We start from the raw sequence: 20,261 nt of genomic DNA, 5'->3' as shown, positions 1-20,261 counted from the left end.
TTACTGGGCAGGTTCTGTAACTGGATAAACGCTTACTTTCAGTCTTTGCTTGTCTTTTCTTTCGAATTTAACAATACCATCAATCAATGCAAAAAGGGTATAATCAGAGCCTACACCTACATTAGCTCCGGGATGAAACTTCGTTCCTCTTTGACGGACAAGGATATTGCCAGCTTTTACAAACTGTCCACCAAATCTTTTTACACCAAGTCTTTTAGCTTGGCTGTCTCTTCCATTTCTTGAGCTTCCAACACCTTTTTTATGTGCCATTTTATCCTCCCATGATTTCTTTTATCTTTACTTTAGTATACCATTGTTTGTGACCTTTAAGTTTATGAATAGCCTTTTTTGACGGAGGTCTGTATACAACAACTTTTTTATCTTTTGCAGTTTCAATCACTTCAGCTTTTACTTTTAATCCTTCAATATAGGGAGAGCCTATTTTAAGCCCTTCATTACCCTGAAAAAGCAACACCCTGTCAAACATTATTTCATTTCCTGGTTCAAGATCAATCTTTTCAATTTTTAATACATCTCCCACTTTAACCTTAAACTGTTTCCCACCTGTTTCTATAATAGCGTACATGAAAAACACCTCCTCATGGAATTACTTTATTCAATGGATATTCAACAAATCCTGAAGCACCTGCCTCTTTAAGCTTGGGTAAAAGCTCTCTCACTCTTTTTTCATTTATTATAACCTCTACTGCATACCAGTTTTCATCATAAAGCTGGGAAATTGTAGGAGAATGTAGAGAATTAAGCAGGCTGAGCACTTTTTTAAGAGAATCCTTTGGAACATTCATCTTGAGTCCTACCTTTTCTTCAGCCAGCAGAGCACCCTGAAGAAGCATTGCTATGTCTTGCATTTTTTTCTTCTTCCACGGATCTTTCCATGCACTTTTATTTGCAATAAAACGAGTAGTTGACTCAAGAATTGTTTCAATAACGCGTAGTTTATTTGCCTTTAAAGAAGCGCCTGTTTCAGTTAAATCAACTATTGCATCAGCAAGATAAGGAGGTTTAACCTCTGTGGCACCCCATGAAAAATAAACTTCAGCTTTAATTCCTTTAGATTTTAAGTATCTTTTTGTATATCCTACAAGTTCAGTGGCAATTCTTTTATTCTGCAAATCTTCAATAGTTTTTATTGAAGAGTCTTCTGGCACTGCTATAACCCACCTAACTGGTCTAAATCCTTCTTTTGCATATCTGAGTTCTGCGACTTCTATTACATCTACATTCTGTTCAAGAATCCAGTCATATCCAGTAAGTCCGCAATCAAGATACCCTTTTTCAACATAAACTGGCACTTCCTGAGCCCTGAGAAGCATGGCTGAGATTTCCTCGTCATCAATTACAGGATAATAGGATCTATGGGAAACATGTATGTTGTATCCTGCTTTTTTAAATAGCTTCAATGTAGTTTCTTGTAGGCTTCCCTTTGGCAGCCCGAGTTTTAATACTTTTTCTTCCATTCTGATTTAGACCTCCGAAATAAACTTAGAAATTTTAGTTTAAAATTTTTATGAAGTTTTCGTCAATGTTAACTCTCTCAAATGGTCTCTAAGTCGAAAAAAACAGATCAGATAAATTTCTATCCAAAGCATTTCAAATATTCAACTTATTAATCTTTAAAACATATTGCGTAAATTTGTGCACCTTTTTCTAGAGATTCCCCAGTAAGAATCATTATACAACTTGAAGAGTCTGATTGAATATAGCGTTTTATTCTATCCGGGTCTTTGAACTCACAGTATGCTGAATCAGATTTTGTTTTACACCGCAGTTGAGTGGGAAAAAGATTATTATCTAAATCCTCAACTGAATATGTTTCGCCTCCTGCAGCTCCTTGAAGAAATGTAAAAACTTTATCAAGTCCCAACATAGAAGACCGTCTAAGTTTATACATTATGATCTGACTTATTAATTTTTGTCCTTTGATAAAAAAACCTTTAAATTCACTCCATGAAGTGAAATTTACTTCTTTAGGATCTAGAATAACACTTATATATTGCCTACCTGTCAATGTCCCCTTTTGCCTACTTGCTTTGGCTTTGGTGATTGAAATTAAATCTCTATATTGTCCAGTTTTATCAACAGTATAAATACCATCCCATTCAGGCTCATTGATAGACGGTTGTGATAATTGTGACTGCGACATTGGAGTTGCCTGCTTTTGTTCTTTTAAAGTTTCTACTTGTTGTTGTGTATCTGATAAATTTTTAATCTTCTCGAAATTTTCTTTCATCTTTTGAATTTGTTCTTGTAGCTGTTTTTTTTGTTCTTCAGTTAGGGTAACTTCTTCAGCACTTGAATATTTAACGGATAAACAAAACAAGAAAATAAAAAGATAAATAATAGATAAAAAGCTGAGAAAAAATTTTTTAACCATATGTACAACACCTCCTACATGGTTTTTATTAAGCCCTTTAAAATAGCTTTTAACTTTTCCCACGTAAAATAAATCCATAGATTTTTTTATTATTTCCCCTGACATACAAATTAAACCATTATAATATTGTCTTGATAAATATTTTAACATTGTTAAAACCTTAAAAGAAAAGTGAAAGGTTTGAGTGAGAGGGAAATTCAGATTTAATTCTGATATTTTCGCCTGGGAAATTCACAGTTTTTAATTATATGTTACTGGGCTTCCGAAGCTTTGAGGATGAGAGCTGCAATTTCTAAGTGTTTTCCAACTTGAAAAGAAAGCAATGAATGACATAATAAAATAGTTCAAGGGTTCAATTCTGCAAACCACCGACCATCAAATTAAGAAGGCTTATTGCCTCACATAAAAATCTATTCGAAATTGATTTCATTGCCTCATATAAAAATCTATTCATATTTTATCCCTCTTACAGAAGTTGCTAATTTAAAAAGTTTGTCTTGAAGCTGTAAAATCCTTTCTCTTAACTCTGCAGGATTTAATTTTTCATAAATCTCCTTTAATTCCTCTTTTATTTCCAGTGCTACATCCAATACTCCAATTCTTCTGTTCCACATGACAATTTTCCAGTAAGGTCTTGATCTTGTAAAAACTATACCTTTTTCTTGACACCACGTTGTTCTTCCATCCCTTGTGGGTGCGAAAAGGAAAAAGCAGTTGATAGCTATCCAAAGGCTTTAAGTTTAGCAACCATTTGAGGAAGTAAAGCTTTAAGCCAAAGGATTTTAGAGGGAAATTTTTTAAAGAGGGGTAATTTCAGAAGCTTTTTTCTTAGAAGAAAGAAAGCATATGAGCGATTACTAAGATATTCCATTTATATGAGGCAACGAATAGAATTTCAAATAGATTTTTAATGAGGCAATTCGATTTTTTGATGCATATTGTTTAAAAATATAAAATGAGGAAGCAGTGGAATACCTCTTCATAAAACGCCAGAGTCTCCAGAAGAAAGAAAAAAACTTATTAGCAATATTATTAAACAACAGGAAGAACTTTTTGCACAAAGTATTGGATATATTCAAAGGTTAATGATTTATTATTTAATTGAGTGTGGCTACAGTCAAGAAAATATTGTGCTTAACAAAGGCTATGAAGTTGTTATTTCAGAGAAGGAAAAGGTTATAACTACTGTGGATATCCTTCTATGTGTCAGGGGTCTTGCCTCAGAGGTTCGTCATTTCGAGAAACTTATTGCAAGCAGAAGTATGGTTTTCTTATTGAAATCTGGAGAGATTACTCACATGCTTTGCAGGTTGGGGATGAAAAAAGTAGTTTTCGATGGTAGGACAAGCAAGGGTTTTCTATTTCTGTAGGCAATTTCAATGTCTTTCAGATATTTGCCAAAAAAATGATGATTTTGATATATTAATACTGTTCGGCGGCGTAGCTCAGCTGGTCAGAGCAGACGGCTCATATCCGTCGTGTCAGGGGTTCGAATCCCTTCGCCGCCATTTTTTATTTTATTATTGGTTCCATCTCAAGGGCAGGATGTCCGACCTTAGTGAGATAATCAATCAGACATTCAATATCTTCACAAACTGTTTCATCAGCAATCTTTTGAAAAAGCTCAGGCACACCTTCTTGTTCTGCTACTTTCTGAAAACTTTCTTTTATTCTTTCTTTCAATTCCTTTGGCATCCATACAATTCTTCTTATGCCTCCATCGCCTTTTAGAAACTTTCTTGAGGTAATGTAATTAACACCAACTCCCATAAATCCAGGGGTTTGCACTCCTCCACCAATCATTCCTGCAATTGTGGAAAACTTCATTCCAATAGGAGTCATACCACTGTATCCACGATTTACAATTAAAACTCCGTTTGCTTCAGGTGTAACTGCAACAATGCATTCAAAGCATCCGCACGAAGTCATGGGATTTTCCATGATGGAGTAAAGATTTATTGTCTGTATTTGTCCCCCAGAGTGTTTCTTCACATACTCATCAACTCCGCTGTATCTTCCATAGATAGGATCAATTAATTCACCTTTTTCAACAGGCTGATTCCCACCTGTTGGTTCAATCTCATAGGCTGCTTTTGCATCAAGCCATGTGAATGCTCCACATAAGCCGGGACGCTCAGGTGTAATCACACACACATGTTTTGGTGCAAAGCTCTGACATAGAAGACATGAATAAAATTTATCAACTTCCTCATCCGTAAGCCTGGCAAGTCTTAAATCTCTTCGTCTGTATTCTTGTCTTGCCTCCTCTCTCAGAGTTAGAATATCTTTTTCATCAACATAAAGCAAAACTTCAACTCTGTCAACGATACTTTTGAATCTTGCCTTTGTCATGCTCATTATTATCAATCCAAGATGTTCAAGGCTGATACCTGCTTGTTTTGCTTTTTTACTTATTCTTATCCAGTTTATATCCCTCTGACCAATATGCCAGAGCCCTTCAGCCTCATTTATGAATGTATGAATCTGGCGTTCAATAACAGGCTCAAAATCTTTCTGCATCTTTTTTCCTGCTACTTTAACAATAATTCCAAGGGGCATTCTTCCGCCCTGTTCATAGCGGTTACGCCAGTCTGTGCCGATTATCTCAACTTTTTCATCTTCAACCTCTGCAACATCCATCATTCTAACCCATTCAAAGGCAGGTGTTTTCTGTCCTCCAAACTCTATGAAAGTATCTTCTTTTCTAACTCTTTCACCTTCAAAGGCAGGACCATAGGAAACAGGAATTGAAGGTTTTTCAACAACTATCTTCAATCCCCTTGTTTCAATTGCTTTTCTGACAATCTTTGAGTAGTCTTTCTCCGCTGTTAAAAGAGGATATTCAGCTATTTCAGGAATTGAAACATCAGGAAGGCTCTGATCAGTTATCACAGGAATTGCAAGCACCGCTGCACCCAGTGCCATAGCAACTGCTTTTTCATTAAGACTTCCAAAAGAGATTGCAAAGGCATTAATTCTTTTTCTCACATATTCTATTATTGCATCTTTATCTCCTGCTGTCTGTCCTCCAAAAATCAAAGATGCTCTTACTGCCCAGTCAATAACAAAAACTGTGTGTTCTGTTTTTGTGCCAACAGGGACTATATAAGCTTCAAAGCCATGTCTTTGCCCTGACTTTAAAAATTCCTCTGCAACAGCACCAATTAGAAAAGTAAGAATTCTCTTTTCCTGAAGTTCTTTAATTATTGAAAGAAGTTTGTCACTGTCAAGTCTGCCAAGCAAAACTGCCACTGCAGGGATTCTACCATCAACAAGCTGAACTCCAAGCGTTCTCTGAATTGTATCTCCAAGAAATCCATAAAACTTAAATTCTGAGGATTTATCAATACTTTCAGTATTTATGTAATTCAGTGACAGAGCAATCTCAGAAAGATAAAGATAGTTCAATGATAGCGTTATCGCGTCAGTGGATTGAGTGAAGCTTTCCTTTATTCTTTCAAAAAATCTTTTGAGTTCAATGAGATTATTGATTTTAATTCCCTCAAGAGCATAGATAAGGGGAAGTCCATAGGTTGTATCGGGAAGTTCAAAGGAAAAGTTTTCTATCTTTTCTGAAATGGTGTTTTTTAGATTCTCTTCAGTTTCTTTCAATAAATCTTGCAGTGCCTTTTTTGCTATTTCAATGAATTCATCTATCATCCTTTACTCCTTATATAATTTCTTAAAAACGCTGGAATTCCACTTGCCTCCTTAGTTCCTACAATAACCCTCCATCCAGGAAGTTTATCCTCTATAGCACCTTTGAGCATAGCAACATATCCAGGAATTATGAGTTCCCTATGATTTAATTTTTCTTCAATTCCGCTTTCCTTTATAAACTGTGCAATTTTGCTTGCGGAAAACTTGCCTGCTGCCCATGCGGTAAGAACGCTCAAACCATCACAATCCATTATGGCAAGCCATGCAGGGACTTTGCTGTTTTCTATCTCGCCCTTTACAAGAAAATAAGTTAATGCAAAGTTGGTGGTAACTATTAATGGACTACTTGCATCAGGCTCTCCAACCTTGTATATGTCCTGCTTTACTTGCATCGGGACTTGAGGGTCTGAATATATATTCTGTCTTAATGTGAAAAGCACGAGATTTTTCCATCCTGTGATTTCATTCAGAACAACTATTGATGAATATTTAAGAATAGCCAGACAGGCAAGAACAGTTTCATAAAATGGGTCTTGTTCTCTGATAAGTGTCAGGACAGGATATCCCAGAGATTTAACTCTCTTTTTCAATGACGCTCGTCTTATTAATGTGTTGTCAGTAAGAAGTTCTATGGCTGTCTCGGGTTTTGTATCAATGAGTATTTCTTCAAATCCAAGGCTCTGAATTTTTTCAACCAATGGAATAACTTTTTCTATCCCCTTTGCTGTAACTGTTAATGGAACATTGTATTTTTTTGCTATACTTACCATTTCATCAATGTTTAATTCATTGGCTCCATAAATAACTGCTCTTATCTCTGATAAATCATTTAAAACCAGATCTGCAGAGTTAGGGGTAAAGGTTCCAAGAATTAAAGGTATCTGAGCTTTTACAATTTTTTCAGCTGCTTCTTTAAATCTTGAAGGGTCATTTGATTCATTTTCAAGAAAAATTGCATCAATTTTAAGTATTTCGCCAACTCTTTCTATTTGAGAATTCAAAACTGTATTCACTTTTTCATCTATGTTGCTATCAGTGTCTTTTATTTTTAATGCAAGCACTGTAGGATTGAAAAACTTTTTTTCATGCCTGAAAAGACACTGTTCTTCGCCGATTTTTATGGATTTATTTTGAGGTCCAAAAACAAATCCCCTTATTGGAGGAGTTGCAGCTTCTTTGAGCTTTGCCTTCACCTGCTCGGATGCCTCAGGACATTGTTCAATGTCTGCCTGACCCTGGGCAACCTTCATTGCAAAGGCAAGGCATGTGGGAAATCCGCATTTTTTACAGTTTATCTTTGGAAGAAGCTTAAATATTTCTATTCCAGTAAGTGCCATATAAGTCCTCAATAAATTTTTTTGTAATTTTTATTGCCTCAGGATGTCTCATTATCAAAAGCTCTGCTCCTGAAAGCAGAAATGAACAGGCTGTTACAGCTTCCCACATAATAGCTCTTTCATGAAGGCTTCCCCATTCAGGAATCTCTTCCTCAGTCGCTTGAGTTTCTTTTGTTTTCCATACATAAAAGCCAACATCAGCAACCATTGGAACACAAAGCATACTGTCTCCCTGAAGAAGTCCTGCAATTCTTATTCTTTCCATCACTGAATAGGTATACTCAAATCCGTATCCCAAAGCAGAACACATTGGATCTATAATTATCTTTTCTCTTGGAAATCCTATTTGCGTAATTAAAATATTTAACTGCTTTGCAAGATTTACATCAAGCTCAGACATGGCAATAAGACTATGACCTCCTGCCATTGCAGATGCAGCAATGGTTTTATAATTTCCTTCCTGTGCCTTTCCCACTATGCAGTTATATCCCCGTGAAGCCTCAGCAACAACAGGTAAAACCTCAGCGTCTTTTTCTATATGATTGCTTCCAAGAATAATCATTGGCAAGTCTATCTCAGATATAAGCTTTTTTACTGTCTGGGCAGCCTTGTCAGGTTTGGAATCTCTGCTGTCTGGATGAGTACTCATAAGCCTTAAAGCAATTGCTTCTGCACCAAGAGATTCACAGAATTTTGCCCATCTTACAGGGTCTTCCCATACTGAAAAGTAAACCCTGGCAAGTTCATCTGGATAGTCCTCAGGCACATCATCCTGAATTTCAAATGCGATCAAAGGCTTATGAGGAAACTCCCCTTCAAAAAAATGAAAGGGCAGTGCAGATTCTCCACCAAAAAAAGCTTTTTTTTCTCTGCCAAAAGTAATTTCAGGAAGTTTTCCTGAATATGTTTCCTTTGGGATTGAAAAGCTCATTTAACACCTCTAAATTTCAAGATAAGAATGGGCATAAAGGGTTTTGCCCATTATGACATCCACTGTTTTTATCGCATCAATAACTTCAGATGGATTTACAATTGCAGCGGAAAGACCTTCATACATAAGAAGGGCTAAAAAATATCTGTTTAGAATAGGTCTTACCTCTCTGGGACATCCATTTGAAAGATTACTAAGTCCTACAATTGTCTTCATAGGAGGGTCATTGAGCTCCTGAAAAAGCTTTATAGCACGGAGTACTTCCTTTGCCTGATTTTGAGATGTTGATATCTGTAGAACCAGTGGGTCAAGATATATATCTTCTAAAGGAATCTCGTATTCCGCTGCCTTTTCCATAAGCTGAACAGCTATTTCAACCCTTTCTTCAGCATCTCTTGGAAGTCCACCCTTGCCAACAGTAAGGGCAATTATGGGAGCATTGTATTTTGCTGCAAGTTCAAACATTATGAATCTCTCAGGATCAAGGGATGCTGAATTTATTAAAGGCTTTCCCCATTTATTGTTGTGAATTCTTAATCCTGCCTCCATTGCCTCTGGATTTGTTGTATCAAGAGATACAGGAAGCGGCACTGCTTCCTGAATAGTTGTAACCATCCACTCCATAAGAGCCTCTCCATCGTCCTCAGCAGGACCAATGTTTGCCTCTATCATGTGAGCTCCAGCCTTCCACTGCTCAATGGCAATCTGCTGAATGGGTAGTTTGTCTCTCTTTAAAATTGCTTCACGAACTCTTTTTGATATAATAGTTAATCTTTCTCCGATAATCAGCATCATTCCTCCAACAAAAGTTTAATAAAAAATTTTAACACAATTAAACAGAAATTTTTGGAGTTTTCGATTTTTCTGTTGAAATAAAAAAAGTTATGGGATGACAAAATCAAAAAAGATAAAGTGATGCTTTCTGTGTTATTCCAGAGAGATTTCTTACAGGTGGTAGTAAGGAATATCCCTGAGGAATATCTAAATTAAACAGAGGCTGTAGACAAAAAAGTGATTCCCCAAAAAGTCGGAAACTTTTTGGGGAAATTTAATTAGTTTGCAGATTCTAAAGAAACTAAAGCACTATTAATTTTTTTCATCAATCTTGATATTTTTCTTGATGCTGTATTTTTATGAATTACGCCTTTTGAAGCAGCTTTGTTGATAATTTTTATTGCTTCCTTCAGTAAAGTCTGAATTGTTTCTTGATTTTTCTGCGCAATTGCTTCTTCAACCTTTTTAATGGAGGTTTTAATTCTTGTCCTCCATGCCTGATTTCTTAATCTTCTTTTTTCATTCTGTCTTATTCTTTTTAATACTGACTTGCTTCTTTTCTTAATCGTTGATCTTTTGGTTGCCAAATTCCCCTCCTATATGAGTATTAATTTTTTAAATTAGCATAGTTTTCATAATTGTTTCAATATCTGTTAAAATTATTTCATGTTAAAATTTGGGATATCGCCCTGTCCAAATGATACTTTCATATTTTTTGGAATAATTGAAAAAAAAGTAAACACCCAGGGACTTAATTTTGATTTTGTTATTGAAGATGTGGAAACTTTAAATTCTCTCTGCCTTGAAAAAGCTCTTGATATTTCAAAGATTTCATCCCATGCCTTTTATTATCTTAAAGAAGATTATGAAGTTATTCCATCAGGTGGAGCTTTATCAGAGCAGGGTCCTGTAGTGATTACAAAAAATCCTGAAAAACTTAAAAATCTTTCCACTATTAAACTCGCTCTTCCAGGAAGGTTTACAACTGCCTCTTTGCTTATGTGGTTTTACTGGCAAAAAAATTTTACTGACAAGAAATATATGGTGGAATTCATGCCTTTTTATGAAATCATTGATAAAGTAACTGAACAAAAAGCAGACTTAGGAGTTTTAATTCATGAAGGAAGATTTATATACTCTTTGAAAGGACTACATTTAGTTGCTGATCTCGGAGAGTTCTGGATAAAGGAGTGTTCTTTGCCAATCCCTCTGGGTTGTATTGTCTGCAAGAAATCATTGAGTATAAAAGAAACTGTTAACAGAATTATTAAAGAAAGCTTACATTACGCTTACTGTCATTTTGATGAAGCTGTAAAATTTACTAAAAAATATTCTCAGGAACTTAATGAAGAGGTAATAAAAATGCATATTCAAACATATGTAAATGAATTTAGTTTTGATATGGGACAAAAAGGTATAATGGCAATAAATGAATTAATCAAAAAAATACCCGAGGATGGAATATGGTCATAGATGAATTTACCAGAGAACCAAGAATTGCTTATTTTTCAATGGAAATCGGAATAAGGCCAGAGATGCATACTTATAGCGGCGGACTTGGCATTTTAGCCGGAGATACTTTAAAATCAGCTGCTGATTTAAGAATTCCTATGGTAGGCATTACTCTTATTCACAGAATGGGATATTTCAAACAGGAACTCGATCCCTTTGGAAGGCAGATTGAACATCCTGATCCATGGGATATTGAAAAATATTTAACTAAACTTGATGTAATTGTTACAGTGACAATAGAAAACAGACCAGTTTATATAACTGCATGGCTTTATGTTATAGAAAGTGGAACTGGTGGAAAAGTGCCAGTGCTTTTTCTGGATACAGATATCTCAGAAAACGACCCTCAATCAAGAACTCTCACACACTATCTTTATGGAGGAGATCTGCAGTATCGTCTTAAGCAAGAAATAATTCTTGGCATAGGAGGAATAAAGATTCTTGATGAGCTTGGTTTTGAAATTAAAAAATATCATATGAATGAGGGACATTCAAGCTTTTTAACATTGGAACTTCTTCAGAGATTTAAAAGACCCATTGAAGAAGTATGGTCTGATGAGCTTGTATGGGATACTGAAAAAGTAAAAGACCTGTGTGTCTTTACAACCCATACTCCTGTTGCTGCAGGACATGACAGATTCCCATATGAAGTGGTTCAAAAAATAATGGGAGAAGTAGTTCCATTATGGTTATTAAAAAAACTTGCAGGAGATGGAATGCTTAATATGACTTTGCTTGGATTTAATCTTAGCGAGTTTATAAATGGTGTTTCAAAAAAACATGAAGAAGTCTCAGAAAAAATGTTTCCTGGTTATGAGATACATGCAATAACAAATGGTGTTCATTCATATACATGGGTGTCAGAGCCGTTTAAAAAACTTTACAATAAATATCTTCCTGGATGGGCAAATGAACCTGAAATATTTGTGCGAGCATGGAGAATTCCTGAAGAAGAATTATGGGATGCCCATATGCAGGCAAAAAAACATTTAATTGACTATGTAAATAGACTCACAGGTGCAAATTTAAACTACGATACCTTTACAATAGGATTTGCAAGAAGGGCAACACCTTACAAAAGAGCTGACTTGTTAATTTCAGATCCCGAGCGCCTTGCAATTATTGGAGAAGGAAGAATTCAGATTATATATGCTGGAAAAGCACACCCAAAAGATGAAGGTGGAAAAAAGCTTATACAAAAAATTTTTGAAGTAAAAGAGAGATTGAAAGACAAGCTCAAAATAGTCTATCTCCCAAATTATGATATGGCAATGGCAATGAAACTTGTTGCAGGAGTTGATATATGGCTTAATACTCCTCAGAAACCCTATGAAGCATCAGGCACTTCTGGAATGAAAGCATCCCACAATGGCGTTCCCAACTTAAGTGTGCTTGATGGATGGTGGATTGAAGGCTGGATTGAAGGTTATACTGGATGGGCTATTGGAACTCTTGAAGAAAGTTCTGACCCAAAAAGAGACGCTGAAGATTTATATTACAAACTCGCAAATGAAATTTTACCTTTATTTTATGAAAACCGTCATATATGGATAAAGATAATGAAAAATGCAATAGCTTTAAACGCCTATTATTTTAACACGCATAGAATGGTCAGATTTTATGTAACTGAAGCTTATATAAGATAAGCTCTATCCAAAATACCACTTTAATATCTTTTCACCTAAAAACAGACATGTCAATGCACCAAGTGAAAGAAATGGTCCAAAGGGAATTTTTCGGTTTCCTGTTTTTTTTAACATTATTATGCCAACTATTGAACCTATAAAACTTCCTATAAAAATTGTAAGCAATGCTGCCTTCCATCCAAGAAAGGCTCCCACTGCACTATTAAGCTTTATGTCTCCTCCTCCCATCCCTCCTCTGCTTATTAAAGAAACAACTAAAAGACTCCCTCCTCCAACACCTATGCCAATTAAGGAATCTTTAATGTGTTGAGTGAGGTTTAATGAATTATGGGGCAGAAAAGATAAAATAAGTCCAAGAAAAATCAAAGGAATTGAAATCTGATCTGGAATAATTTGAAAATCAAAGTCAATAAATGAGATAACTATCAGAGCTGAGATAAAAATCAAAACAAAAGGTAGAGAAGGATTTAAACCAAATTTCAAATATGCTAACAAATAAAAAATACCATTTAATAATTCCACAAAAGGATATCTTAAAGATATTTTTGCTCCACAATAGGCGCATCTACCTCTAAGAAACAAAAAGCTAAAAACAGGAATATTATGCCACGGCTTGATTGAATTCCCACAGGAAGGACAGTAAGAAGAAGGTTTTAGCAATGATATTTTTCTTGGAATTCTATAAATACATACATTAACAAAAGAGCCAACCACAAGCCCAAAAATCAATATCAGAATTTCCACCTGCTGAGGTCCTCAAGTTCACTTAATTTTTTCTTTCTATCCTCTATCTGAGCTTCAATTTCTCTTATTTGTCTTATTAGACTTGATATGTTTTCACTTTCTTTAATATTTAAATTCTCATTCCATGATTCATATATTTCTTTGCCAATAGATTTAAGGAATAAATCTCTTTTCAAGCTTAATTTATTTATTTCACTAATGAGTTTCAAAACATTTAGCTCAATTTTTACTCTCTGAGAAAGCACCTCTGCCCAGAACTTAAATGTTTTAAGCCCCTGTAAAAAATCTCTTTTAATTATTTCAAGCAATTTTCAGCCCACCTGATCAAGATGTCTTATTTTAAGCTTAACACCCATAGAATTTGCAATCTCTTCACATTTTCTAATATCCACTTCCTTAAGATCAACAACTGTTACCTGAACATTTGGAACATATTTTTTTGCATCTTTTATAAATTCTATAACTGCTTCATAGGCATCAGGATTTGAAGGATTACAAATCCTGTTATAAGTTTCTTTATCCTGTGCATTTAGACTTATTGAAATTGAATCAATCAATCCTGCAAGTTCAGGTAAAATCTTTCTTCCATGAATAAGATTTCCCTGTCCATTTGTATTTACTCTTACTTTACCTCCATTGTCTTTTATCCATTTTGCAACTTCCTTAATTAGATCAAGTCTTAAAAAAGGCTCACCATAACCACAAAAAACAATTTCTTTATATTGCTTTGGATCTCCTATTGCTTCAATAAGTTCCCGAGCTGATGGTTCTCTTTCAAGCCTTAAATTGTGTCCTTTTACATAGTCAGTGTGAAATCTTACGCAGAATCGGCATATATTTGTACATCTGTTTGTCACATTTAAATAAAGAGTATTTCTGATTTTATAAGCAATCTCTCCTTTAGGAAGCTCTCCAATGCGAAAAAGTTTGTTCACATTTACAGTAGTTATTCTGTCAATATCTTCAACTGTTACTGCTCTTAATTCTGCCAATGCTTTTGCTGTATAAATTAAAAAAGCTGGTTCATTTCTTCTGCCTCTCTTTGGTTCAGGAGCAAGATATGGTGCGTCTGTTTCAATCATTAAGTAATCATCTGGAATAAACTGAGCAACTTCTTTAATCTTTTTTGCATTTTTAAAAGTAACAACTCCAGAAATTGATATAAAAAATCCCATTTCAATGGCTTTTTTTGCCTGAGAAAGACTGCCACTAAAACAATGCATAACTGCCTTGTGGACATTTTGCTCTTTTAAAATAGCTACAGTATCATCAAAGGCTTCTCTTGAGTGAATTACTACTGGAAGGCCTATTTGACGGGCAAGCTCAAGTTGCTGAATAAAAGCATACCTTTGAACATCTCTTGGAGAATGCTCATAGTGGTAGTCAAGACCTATTTCTCCAATACCCACAACCTTTGGGCGTCTGCTTAATTCAAAAATTTTTTTTAAGACTTCCTCATTAAAATCCTTTGCATCATGAGGATGAATCCCCACTGTTGCATAAACCATAGGATATTGCTCTGCAATTTTTACAGCTTCATCAAGGCTTTCAATATCTGAGCCAATTGTAATAATTGTATTCACACCAGCATCATAGGCACGCTGAATTACATCAGGAATTTCTTCCTTAAACATTTCAAGATGGCAGTGGCTGTCAATCATGCTCCAAACTTCCTCAATCTCAATGTATTTGCTAAAACCATTGGCATAATTGCTGTGGCTGGAATTATTCCAAGCTCACCCTTCAGGCATTCTCTTTCTGTAAAGGCATTAACCGTGCCGCCAAGAACATAGGGAGACTTTATCAGTAAAGGAACAGGATGCCAGCTGTGGGCTTTAAGCAAACTTGGAGTACTATGATCTCCTGTAATAACCACTGTATCAGGATTTAATGAAATGATTTCAGGAAGAAAGCTGTCAAATTCTTCAATTTTCTTTATTTTACCTTCAAAGTTTCCATCTTCTCCGAATGAATCAGTTTTTTTAATGTGCACAAAAATAAAATCATAATCCTTATAGACTTTTTTGAGCATTTCTACTTCTTCCTTGATGTCACCCTCAACAGGCAAAGTTTCCATACCAAGAAGTCTTGTAATTCCCCGATACATTGGATATACTGCTATGGAGCATGCTTTAAGTGCGTATTTTTCTTCAAAAGAAGGAATGTGGGGCAGGGCAGAAAAACCTCTTAAAAGCACATAGTTTGCTCTTTCTTCATTTTTTAAAATTTCTTCTGCTTTTTTAATGAATTTTTTAGCTATCTCTGAAACTTCTTTTGATTCTTCATTTAATGCTAAAGGCTCTGCTGGTGGCTTTCTCTCTTTCTGAGGATCAGTATCAGTAACCATTGCATTGTTTTCATTAATAACTTTTGGAAAACGCATTACAAGACAAAATCTATGTTCCTTCCCTGGCTTTAAAATAATTTCCACTCCATCAATTTCTTTTATCTGATTTGATAATCTCTCAGTGAGCTCTATATTTTTCTCAGTAGGAATTCTTCCTGCTCTTCTGTCAACAATTATGCCATTTTTAATAGTAGCGTAATTACATCTTAATGCAACATCAGTTTTTTTTAGTTCTATTCCAAGTCCCAGCGCTTCAAGAACACCTCTACCAATTTCATACTGAAGTGGATCATATCCAAAAACTCCAAAATGTCCGGGTCCGCTTCCAGGTGTTATTCCATAATATACAGGAATGTGAAGCCCGCAAGCTGAAACCCTTGCAAGAGCATCAAGATTTGGCTTGTTTGCAGCCTCAAGCTCTGTTTTCCCATTTATAGGAAGACCTCCAACTCCGTCAAGTATTACAAAAACTATTTTCGTGTTGTTTTTTTGGACTAAAGATGATATATCCATAAAGCACCTCTTAAATCAGGATAATTAATAATAACAAAAAAGAGTTTAAAAGGAAAACCTTATTGACAAATTAAGATTTTTTAAGGATAAAATAAAACTCATGCAGATTATTGATTTCCATACCCATGCTTTTCCAGAGGAAATTGCTGAAAAGGCAATAAAAAAACTTGAGCAAAACAGTAATGTTAAAGCATGCCTTAATGGAAGCCTTGATGATCTTATTCGTTCAATGGATAAAAATCATATAGCAAAATCTGTCTTGTGTAATATTGCCACAAAGCCAGAACAGTTTAATTCAATTCTTAGATGGAGTGATAAAATTCGCTCTGAAAGAATCATTCCTCTGCCATCAGTTCATCCTGAGGACAAAGAAATTAAATCGCATATAAAGTTGATAAAAAAAGAGGGATTCTGTGGAATAAAAATGCATCCCTTTTATCAAAACTTTGCAATTGATGATGAGCGGGTTTATCCCATTTATGAAGCATTGATAGAAAATGATCTGGTTGTTGTGATGCACTGCGGTTATGATATAGCCTTTCCTGAGTGGGACATTGCCTGCCCTCAGAGAATAATGAATGTAATAAATAAATTTCCAGGTTTAAAATTTATAGCAACCCATCTTGGAGCATGGAAACAATGGGATGAAGTGGAAAAGTTGATGATTGGAAAGCCAATATATATGGAAATTTCTTTTTCTTTTGGATGGATGCCTGATGAAAAAATTAAGGAATTGATACTTAAGCATCCATCAGATTATGTGCTTTTTGGAACCGATTCTCCTTGGGCTGACCAGGGTAAAGAAATTGAAAATCTAAAAAAACTCGGTCTTGAGCAAGAATTTTTAGAGAAAATTTTCCATCTTAATGCAGAAAATCTACTCAGATGCTGACAAAACTTCCCAAGGTTTTTATCTTAAGTTTAAAAGATTTTTATAAGGATGAAGGAGTTTTTTTGAGTTCTTCCCTTGCTTTTTTTTCAATTTTATCAATTATTCCTCTAAGTATATTTGTTGTCAATGTTTTGGTTAATGTAATCCAGGAAGAAAGAGTTATAAAATTTGTTTATTTAAGGTTAATTTCTTTTTTCCCTGAGGTAGAACTGGAAATGATCAAGGAGTTGAGAAAGATTTTAGCTTCAAAGGAGGTAAGTAGTATCTCACTTCTTCTTTATGGCATTTTTTCTTTACAGCTTTTTACAGCAATTGAATTTTCTCTTAATAAAATTTTCAAAAGCAACAGAAAAAGACATTTTCTAATGTCCTTATTTATGTCCTTTTTTATAATTCTTTTAATAACACTGACTGTGGCATTATCCTTTGCTCTTACTTACCTTATAAGAGTTTTTAAACCTCTTGGATTTTATTCACTTAGCACACTGCTTATTTTTTTTATAAGATATATCCTTCCTTTTGTGATCATGTTTGTTATTGCTGCTTTACTTTATAAAATTTTACCAAGCAAAAAAATTAAGCTGAGTGCAATTTTAACAGGAGCTGCAGTTACAACTTTGTTAATAGAAATTGCTAAATATGTTTTTGCCTATTATGTTACACATATAATCAAAATAAGCAGTCTTTATGGCTCTGTATCTACTTTTCTTGCACTTCTCATGTGGCTGTTTTATGGGTGGGCAGTTTTTCTTTATGGTGCAGAATTTATAAAACACATTGAAAATAAATGAAAATAGCTTTAACCATAGGTGCTTCTGATCCAACATCTGGAGCAGGAATTCAGATGGATTTAAAGGTTTTTCATTCTTTAAAAATTTATGGAATTAGCATAATAACTGCTGTTACTGCTCAGAGCACATCAGAGTTTTTTTTAACTTATCCTATGCCAGTGGAAGTAATAGAAGCCCAATTTGAAACTTTACTGAGAGATATGAAACCTGATGGAGCAAAAACAGGCATGTTTTACAGTAAAGAAGCACTCCTGTGCGTAATTGAAAAAATTAAAAAATTCAATATAAAAAAATTCGTTGTTGATCCTGTGATTATTTCTACTCTGGGAGCTAAATTAATAGAGGATGAAGCATTAAAAATTCTCAAAGAACAGCTCATTCCACTTTCAATGGCTGTTACCGCAAACATTCCAGAGGCAGAAACAATTACAGGAGTAAAAATTGAAAAAGTTGATGATGTTTATCAAGCATTAAAGAAACTTTATGAGATGGGAACAAGCCTTGCAATAGTTAAGGGAGGACATTTTAAAGAAAAAACAGTTGACATACTTTATGATGGGGAAAATTTTTATAAAGCAGAAGATGAAAAATATTGTGGTGAATTTCACGGTACAGGATGTGCTTTTTCTTCAGCTTTTCTCTCATTTTTATGTCTTGGATATGAACCAGATGAAGCTTTAATGAATACAAAAAATTTTGTTAAAAATGCCATCAAAAATGCATTAAAATTAGGTCATGGGATGAGGTTATTGAAAATAGATTGAAAGCAACAAGATTAGAGCTTGTTTAATAAAAATAATTCACTCTGTGACCAAGCATACCAGAGACAAAGACGAGAATGAACAATCCCACTATGATCATCATGGTAGCTTCCGCTTCACCCTCATTTACCTCCCTTTTTCGAGTTCCTCCTTAACTTTCTCAAGCCTCTCCTTATCAACCTTTTCAAACTCCTTGAACTTTTCTGGTGGCTGAAGCCTCATTGCCTTTTCATCCATCACATGGGCAACAATAACCTCTTCAATACCAGCACCTCTTAGACCTTTAAGGTATTGGAGGGCATATTCTGCACAATCTGACCAGTCGGTTGGATAGAGGACTTTCTTAAAAAAGTTTTCGCAGAACCTTCTGCAAGCCTCTTTATCTGCACCAAATATGGCTGGATACTTCGGTATATAAACTGGCACATTGCCATAACGAATAATCTTATCTGTATTTGAGCCGATAAATATCTCACCAAGCACACCTTTTTTCTGCCTGCCTGAGACGATGAGTGAGACCTTTTCTTCATCAGCCACTCTCAGTATCTCTCTGTAAGGGATTCCAACTGTTATGACCTTTTTTGCCCTGATACCCGCATCCTCTATAATCTTTATTCCCTCAGCCATCTTCAGGTCAGCAATCTCTGTGAGCCTCTTTACATCTTCAGGATGATAGCCCTCGTATTTGTCCATCGGCAGTCTGGCAAAATCTATGACATGGAGAAGGATTATCTCCTCTGTCCCGACCTTTTTGAAATTCAATATACAGGAGAGCACATCAAGAGAGAATTCCTCAAATTTGATTGGATAAAGTATCTTTTTATACATGACTACTCCCTCCCTCTAAAGAGTTTAAACTCTGTCTTCTTTGCAAACCATACAAGGGCAAGCATCACAGGCACTTCGATGAGCGGGCCGATGACCGTGGCCAAAGCGACCGTTGGATTGAATGCGGTAATAGCTATTGCGATTGCTATCTCAAAATCCCTGCCTGTTGAGTTAAAGGCGACCGCAACTGCATCCCTGTAATTCAATCCTAATTTCCATCCTGTGAGATAAACTATTACAAACATTGTCCAGAAGAAGAGTGTCATGGGTATCGCCATCTGGACAATGAAGAAGGGTTTTTCTAATATCAAATCTCCCTTCAATGCAAACATTACGACAAGGGTGAATAGAAGCCCTATGATTGACATGGTATCAAGATAGAACTTCAGTCTATTAAACCATTCCTCACCATATCGCCTCACACCGAGAAACCTCGTAAGCATCCCCGCAACAAGTGGAATGCCTAAATACAAAAGCACGCTCTCGCCAACGACCCAGACATCGAATTGGATCTCTCCAAGAAGGAGTTTTGCATAGACAGGTATCAGAATCATCTGAATGATTGAGTTCAATGCAACAAGGATTATTGCGAGGGGTCCATTGCCGGCAGAAAGATATGTAAATACAATAACCATCGCAATACAAGGGGCGAGGCCATAAAGGACAAGGCCTGTGTATAAATCAGGCTCACCACTTAAGAATATCTTTGCAAGCAGGAGCATGAAAAACGGCGCAATGGCATAGTTGAAGAATATGACTATCAAGAGTTGTTTTGGAGATTTTGCAGCCTTTCCTAAATCTTCAAACCTGATATTTGCCATTGCAGGATACATCATCATAAAAAGACCGACAACCACGCCGAGGGCAAGGGTATTCCCAATGCTAAACTCATATGTGCCGTGAAATATGGATTTAATTGCATCAATAGGCGGTGTCAATTCAAAGTTCGAAATACCATACCACTTGCCAATGGCAATGCCAATGGCCATGCTGACAATGACAAACACCGGCAGCAACCTGAAGTTGTGAAGTTTTTCAAGAGCCCTCCTGAACATCCTTAACCTCCTCAATGAATTTCAGTTGTGCCCACCGGGTCATCAATGGGCCAGTGGAGACGCTTTATCTTTAAG

At 35.5% G+C, this 20,261-nt stretch carries 22 protein-coding genes and 1 tRNA gene; 7 read left to right on the top strand and 16 right to left on the bottom strand.

Going from position 1 to position 20,261, the window contains the following annotated elements; all coding sequences use genetic code 11:
• From rpmA to V4D31_RS06885, 5 genes are all read right to left on the bottom strand, one after another.
• Nucleotides 1-270: a 50S ribosomal protein L27 gene (gene rpmA, locus V4D31_RS06905; RefSeq protein WP_353685717.1), complete on the bottom strand. Its 270-nt coding sequence runs from the start codon at nucleotides 268-270 to the stop codon at nucleotides 1-3.
• 1 nt (nucleotide 271) lies between these two features.
• Nucleotides 272-586: a 50S ribosomal protein L21 gene (gene rplU, locus V4D31_RS06900; protein WP_353685716.1), complete on the bottom strand. Its 315-nt coding sequence runs from the start codon at nucleotides 584-586 to the stop codon at nucleotides 272-274.
• A 13-nt stretch (nucleotides 587-599) separates the two neighbouring features.
• Nucleotides 600-1,478: an ATP phosphoribosyltransferase gene (hisG, locus tag V4D31_RS06895; protein WP_353685715.1), complete on the bottom strand. Its 879-nt coding sequence runs from the start codon at nucleotides 1,476-1,478 to the stop codon at nucleotides 600-602.
• Nucleotides 1,479-1,627: 149 nt separating this feature from the next.
• Nucleotides 1,628-2,545: a hypothetical protein gene (locus V4D31_RS06890; protein ID WP_353685714.1), complete on the bottom strand. Its 918-nt coding sequence runs from the start codon at nucleotides 2,543-2,545 to the stop codon at nucleotides 1,628-1,630.
• A gap of 296 nt (nucleotides 2,546-2,841) precedes the next feature.
• Complete coding sequence (locus V4D31_RS06885; protein WP_353685713.1) at nucleotides 2,842-3,009, bottom strand: hypothetical protein; 168 nt, start codon at nucleotides 3,007-3,009, stop codon at nucleotides 2,842-2,844.
• A gap of 471 nt (nucleotides 3,010-3,480) precedes the next feature.
• Between V4D31_RS06885 and V4D31_RS06880 the strand changes: the two genes are divergently transcribed.
• Nucleotides 3,481-3,765 carry a hypothetical protein gene (locus tag V4D31_RS06880; RefSeq protein WP_353685712.1) on the top strand — a complete coding sequence of 95 codons (285 nt, stop codon included), beginning with the start codon at nucleotides 3,481-3,483 and terminating at the stop codon, nucleotides 3,763-3,765.
• A 64-nt stretch (nucleotides 3,766-3,829) separates the two neighbouring features.
• Nucleotides 3,830-3,903 (top strand) — tRNA-Met (locus V4D31_RS06875).
• Nucleotides 3,904-3,907: 4 nt separating this feature from the next.
• Here V4D31_RS06875 and acsB read toward each other — a convergent pair.
• From acsB to rpsT, 5 genes are all read right to left on the bottom strand, one after another.
• Nucleotides 3,908-6,055 (bottom strand): acetyl-CoA decarbonylase/synthase complex subunit alpha/beta, encoded by a 2,148-nt coding sequence (gene acsB, locus V4D31_RS06870; protein ID WP_353685711.1) that lies wholly within the window; start codon nucleotides 6,053-6,055, stop codon nucleotides 3,908-3,910.
• Nucleotides 6,052-7,392, bottom strand: coding sequence for an acetyl-CoA decarbonylase/synthase complex subunit gamma (gene acsC / locus V4D31_RS06865; protein WP_353685710.1), 1,341 nt, complete (start codon nucleotides 7,390-7,392; stop codon nucleotides 6,052-6,054). Before acsC ends, acsB begins: the two co-directional genes overlap by 4 nt.
• Nucleotides 7,364-8,323, bottom strand: coding sequence for an acetyl-CoA decarbonylase/synthase complex subunit delta (locus V4D31_RS06860; RefSeq protein WP_353685709.1), 960 nt, complete (start codon nucleotides 8,321-8,323; stop codon nucleotides 7,364-7,366). Before V4D31_RS06860 ends, acsC begins: the two co-directional genes overlap by 29 nt.
• A gap of 9 nt (nucleotides 8,324-8,332) precedes the next feature.
• Nucleotides 8,333-9,118, bottom strand: a complete 786-nt coding sequence (locus tag V4D31_RS06855; RefSeq protein ID WP_353685708.1) for a dihydropteroate synthase — start codon at nucleotides 9,116-9,118, stop codon at nucleotides 8,333-8,335.
• Nucleotides 9,119-9,375: 257 nt separating this feature from the next.
• Nucleotides 9,376-9,684, bottom strand: a complete 309-nt coding sequence (gene rpsT / locus V4D31_RS06850; RefSeq protein WP_353685707.1) for a 30S ribosomal protein S20 — start codon at nucleotides 9,682-9,684, stop codon at nucleotides 9,376-9,378.
• 79 nt (nucleotides 9,685-9,763) lie between these two features.
• Between rpsT and V4D31_RS06845 the strand changes: the two genes are divergently transcribed.
• Together V4D31_RS06845 and glgP are read left to right on the top strand one after the other, a co-directional pair.
• A complete protein-coding gene (locus V4D31_RS06845; protein WP_353685706.1) occupies nucleotides 9,764-10,570 on the top strand; it encodes a 1,4-dihydroxy-6-naphthoate synthase in 807 nt (268 codons plus the stop codon).
• Nucleotides 10,561-12,255: an alpha-glucan family phosphorylase gene (gene glgP / locus V4D31_RS06840; protein ID WP_353685705.1), complete on the top strand. Its 1,695-nt coding sequence runs from the start codon at nucleotides 10,561-10,563 to the stop codon at nucleotides 12,253-12,255. Before V4D31_RS06845 ends, glgP begins: the two co-directional genes overlap by 10 nt.
• A gap of 3 nt (nucleotides 12,256-12,258) precedes the next feature.
• Here the strand turns inward: glgP and V4D31_RS06835 are convergent, their stop codons facing one another.
• Genes V4D31_RS06835 through V4D31_RS06820 form a run of 4 tightly spaced genes read right to left on the bottom strand, consistent with a single transcriptional unit; the run spans nucleotide 12,259 to nucleotide 15,859 of the window.
• Nucleotides 12,259-12,999 (bottom strand): prepilin peptidase, encoded by a 741-nt coding sequence (locus V4D31_RS06835; protein WP_353685704.1) that lies wholly within the window; start codon nucleotides 12,997-12,999, stop codon nucleotides 12,259-12,261.
• Nucleotides 12,987-13,307, bottom strand: coding sequence for a hypothetical protein (locus tag V4D31_RS06830; RefSeq protein WP_353685703.1), 321 nt, complete (start codon nucleotides 13,305-13,307; stop codon nucleotides 12,987-12,989). Before V4D31_RS06830 ends, V4D31_RS06835 begins: the two co-directional genes overlap by 13 nt.
• Before the next feature lie 3 nt (nucleotides 13,308-13,310).
• Nucleotides 13,311-14,660, bottom strand: coding sequence for a TatD family hydrolase (locus tag V4D31_RS06825; protein ID WP_353685702.1), 1,350 nt, complete (start codon nucleotides 14,658-14,660; stop codon nucleotides 13,311-13,313).
• Entirely contained in the window at nucleotides 14,657-15,859 is a 1,203-nt protein-coding gene (locus V4D31_RS06820; protein WP_353685701.1) for a 2,3-bisphosphoglycerate-independent phosphoglycerate mutase, read from the bottom strand. Before V4D31_RS06820 ends, V4D31_RS06825 begins: the two co-directional genes overlap by 4 nt.
• Before the next feature lie 100 nt (nucleotides 15,860-15,959).
• Between V4D31_RS06820 and V4D31_RS06815 the strand changes: the two genes are divergently transcribed.
• From V4D31_RS06815 to thiD, 3 genes are read left to right on the top strand one after another with little or no spacing between them, the layout of a single operon-like run.
• On the top strand, nucleotides 15,960-16,751 hold the full coding sequence (locus V4D31_RS06815) for an amidohydrolase family protein (RefSeq protein WP_353685700.1): 792 nt from the start codon (nucleotides 15,960-15,962) through the stop codon (nucleotides 16,749-16,751).
• Nucleotides 16,745-17,542 (top strand): YihY/virulence factor BrkB family protein, encoded by a 798-nt coding sequence (locus V4D31_RS06810; protein WP_353685699.1) that lies wholly within the window; start codon nucleotides 16,745-16,747, stop codon nucleotides 17,540-17,542. Before V4D31_RS06815 ends, V4D31_RS06810 begins: the two co-directional genes overlap by 7 nt.
• Complete coding sequence (gene thiD / locus V4D31_RS06805) at nucleotides 17,539-18,306, top strand: bifunctional hydroxymethylpyrimidine kinase/phosphomethylpyrimidine kinase (RefSeq protein WP_353685698.1); 768 nt, start codon at nucleotides 17,539-17,541, stop codon at nucleotides 18,304-18,306. The genes V4D31_RS06810 and thiD overlap by 4 nt, the downstream gene beginning before the upstream one ends.
• Before the next feature lie 123 nt (nucleotides 18,307-18,429).
• Here thiD and V4D31_RS06800 read toward each other — a convergent pair whose 3' ends face one another.
• Both V4D31_RS06800 and V4D31_RS06795 read right to left on the bottom strand, forming a co-directional pair.
• Nucleotides 18,430-19,131 (bottom strand): universal stress protein, encoded by a 702-nt coding sequence (locus tag V4D31_RS06800; protein WP_353685697.1) that lies wholly within the window; start codon nucleotides 19,129-19,131, stop codon nucleotides 18,430-18,432.
• A gap of 2 nt (nucleotides 19,132-19,133) precedes the next feature.
• Nucleotides 19,134-20,186 carry an arsenic resistance protein gene (locus V4D31_RS06795; protein ID WP_353685696.1) on the bottom strand — a complete coding sequence of 351 codons (1,053 nt, stop codon included), beginning with the start codon at nucleotides 20,184-20,186 and terminating at the stop codon, nucleotides 19,134-19,136.
• Nucleotides 20,187-20,261: the final 75 nt, after the last annotated feature.

Origin of the sequence: Thermodesulfovibrio sp. 3462-1 (assembly GCF_040451425.1) — a bacterium.
GTDB classification, from domain to species: domain Bacteria; phylum Nitrospirota; class Thermodesulfovibrionia; order Thermodesulfovibrionales; family Thermodesulfovibrionaceae; genus Thermodesulfovibrio; species Thermodesulfovibrio obliviosus.
The sequence above is the reverse complement of the archived record's forward strand: the minus strand, read 5'-3'. Positions and strand labels throughout refer to the sequence as shown.

Bases quoted from the DNA above. Each gene is read 5' to 3' on its own strand.
- acsB (WP_353685711.1), bottom strand. From the start codon at position 6,055: ATGATAGATGAATTCATTGAAATAGCAAAAAAGGCACTGCAAGATTTA.
- thiD (WP_353685698.1), top strand. From the start codon at position 17,539: ATGAAAATAGCTTTAACCATAGGTGCTTCTGATCCAACATCTGGAGCA.
- rplU (WP_353685716.1), bottom strand. From the start codon at position 586: ATGTACGCTATTATAGAAACAGGTGGGAAACAGTTTAAGGTTAAAGTG.
- V4D31_RS06820 (WP_353685701.1), bottom strand. From the start codon at position 15,859: ATGGATATATCATCTTTAGTCCAAAAAAACAACACGAAAATAGTTTTT.
- V4D31_RS06845 (WP_353685706.1), top strand. From the start codon at position 9,764: ATGTTAAAATTTGGGATATCGCCCTGTCCAAATGATACTTTCATATTT.
- glgP (WP_353685705.1), top strand. From the start codon at position 10,561: ATGGTCATAGATGAATTTACCAGAGAACCAAGAATTGCTTATTTTTCA.
- V4D31_RS06885 (WP_353685713.1), bottom strand. From the start codon at position 3,009: ATGTGGAACAGAAGAATTGGAGTATTGGATGTAGCACTGGAAATAAAA.
- V4D31_RS06815 (WP_353685700.1), top strand. From the start codon at position 15,960: ATGCAGATTATTGATTTCCATACCCATGCTTTTCCAGAGGAAATTGCT.
- acsC (WP_353685710.1), bottom strand. From the start codon at position 7,392: ATGGCACTTACTGGAATAGAAATATTTAAGCTTCTTCCAAAGATAAAC.
- V4D31_RS06860 (WP_353685709.1), bottom strand. From the start codon at position 8,323: ATGAGCTTTTCAATCCCAAAGGAAACATATTCAGGAAAACTTCCTGAA.
- V4D31_RS06810 (WP_353685699.1), top strand. From the start codon at position 16,745: ATGCTGACAAAACTTCCCAAGGTTTTTATCTTAAGTTTAAAAGATTTT.
- V4D31_RS06880 (WP_353685712.1), top strand. From the start codon at position 3,481: ATGATTTATTATTTAATTGAGTGTGGCTACAGTCAAGAAAATATTGTG.
- V4D31_RS06795 (WP_353685696.1), bottom strand. From the start codon at position 20,186: ATGTTCAGGAGGGCTCTTGAAAAACTTCACAACTTCAGGTTGCTGCCG.
- V4D31_RS06855 (WP_353685708.1), bottom strand. From the start codon at position 9,118: ATGATGCTGATTATCGGAGAAAGATTAACTATTATATCAAAAAGAGTT.
- rpmA (WP_353685717.1), bottom strand. From the start codon at position 270: ATGGCACATAAAAAAGGTGTTGGAAGCTCAAGAAATGGAAGAGACAGC.
- V4D31_RS06890 (WP_353685714.1), bottom strand. From the start codon at position 2,545: ATGTTAAAATATTTATCAAGACAATATTATAATGGTTTAATTTGTATG.
- V4D31_RS06825 (WP_353685702.1), bottom strand. From the start codon at position 14,660: ATGATTGACAGCCACTGCCATCTTGAAATGTTTAAGGAAGAAATTCCT.
- V4D31_RS06800 (WP_353685697.1), bottom strand. From the start codon at position 19,131: ATGTATAAAAAGATACTTTATCCAATCAAATTTGAGGAATTCTCTCTT.
- hisG (WP_353685715.1), bottom strand. From the start codon at position 1,478: ATGGAAGAAAAAGTATTAAAACTCGGGCTGCCAAAGGGAAGCCTACAA.